This is a genomic window from Massilia psychrophila (assembly GCF_002760665.1).
Lineage (GTDB): Bacteria > Pseudomonadota > Gammaproteobacteria > Burkholderiales > Burkholderiaceae_D > JAFCUW01.
This window is the reverse complement of the sequence record NZ_PDOB01000081.1, coordinates 1-1,752: the sequence shown is the minus strand read 5'-3', so window position 1 is coordinate 1,752 and position 1,752 is coordinate 1. Positions and strand designations below refer to the sequence as shown.

1 rRNA gene is annotated in these 1,752 nt (G+C 51.5%); it reads left to right on the top strand.

Annotated elements, in window-relative coordinates:
- Positions 1–1,710, top strand: a 23S ribosomal RNA gene (locus CR103_RS23105); the annotation flags it as partial.
- Positions 1,711–1,752 lie beyond the last annotated feature (42 nt).

Sequence of the window (1,752 nt, the reverse complement as noted above, 5' to 3'; positions counted from 1 at the left end):
ATCAATATGGTAGGAGAGCGTTCTGTAAGCCTGCGAAGGTGTCTTGTAAAGGATGCTGGAGGTATCAGAAGTGCGAATGCTGACATGAGTAGCGATAATGGGGGTGAAAAGCCTCCACGCCGTAAGCCCAAGGTTTCCTGTTCAACGTTCATCGGAGCAGGGTGAGTCGGCCCCTAAGGCGAGGCAGAGATGCGTAGCTGATGGGAAGCAGGTTAATATTCCTGCACCGTCGTATGATGCGATGGGGGGACGGATCGCGGAAGGTTGTCAGGCGGTTGGAAGAGCCTGTTTTTGACTCATAGAAGGTCCTTAGGCAAATCCGGGGACGTAATTCAAGGGGTCGAGACGAGAGACTTCGGTCTTGAAGCAATCGGAAGTGGTTCCAAGAAAAGCCTCTAAGCTTCAGTCATACGAGACCGTACCGCAAACCGACACAGGTGGGCGAGATGAGTATTCTAAGGCGCTTGAGAGAACTCGGGAGAAGGAACTCGGCAAATTGGTACCGTAACTTCGGGAAAAGGTACGCCCTGGTAGCTTGATTGGTTTACTCCATGAGGGCGAACGGGTTGCAATAAACTGGTGGCTGCGACTGTTTAATAAAAACACAGCACTCTGCAAACACGAAAGTGGACGTATAGGGTGTGACGCCTGCCCGGTGCTGGAAGATTAAATGATGGGGTGCAAGCTCTTGATTGAAGTCCCAGTAAACGGCGGCCGTAACTATAACGGTCCTAAGGTAGCGAAATTCCTTGTCGGGTAAGTTCCGACCTGCACGAATGGCGTAACGATGGCCACACTGTCTCCTCCCGAGACTCAGCGAAGTTGAAATGTTTGTGATGATGCAATCTACCCGCGGCTAGACGGAAAGACCCCATGAACCTTTACTGTAGCTTTGCATTGGACTTTGAACCAATCTGTGTAGGATAGGTGGGAGGCTTTGAAGCGGTGACGCCAGTCATCGTGGAGCCAACCTTGAAATACCACCCTGGTTTGTTTGAGGTTCTAACCTTGGTCCGTTATCCGGATCGGGGACAGTGCATGGTAGGCAGTTTGACTGGGGCGGTCTCCTCCTAAAGTGTAACGGAGGAGTTCGAAGGTACGCTAGATACGGTCGGACATCGTGTTGATAGTGCAATGGCATAAGCGTGCTTAACTGCGAGACTGACAAGTCGAGCAGGTACGAAAGTAGGACATAGTGATCCGGTGGTTCTGTATGGAAGGGCCATCGCTCAACGGATAAAAGGTACTCTGGGGATAACAGGCTGATTCCTCCCAAGAGTTCATATCGACGGGGGAGTTTGGCACCTCGATGTCGGCTCATCACATCCTGGGGCTGTAGCCGGTCCCAAGGGTATGGCTGTTCGCCATTTAAAGTGGTACGTGAGCTGGGTTTAAAACGTCGTGAGACAGTTTGGTCCCTATCTGCCGTGGGCGTTGGAAATTTGAAGGGGGCTGCTCCTAGTACGAGAGGACCGGAGTGGACAGACCTCTGGTGTACCGGTTGTCACGCCAGTGGCATTGCCGGGTAGCTAAGTCTGGAAGAGATAACCGCTGAAAGCATCTAAGCGGGAAACTTGCCTTGAGATGAGATTTCCCAGAGCCTTGAGCTCTTTAAAGGGTCGTTCGAGACCAGGACGTTGATAGGCTGGGTGTGGAAGTGCAGTAATGCATTAAGCTAACCAGTACTAATTGCCCGTACGGCTTGTCCCTATAACCTTAGCAGGTATAGAGAATAAGAGAACGCGTTGTGCT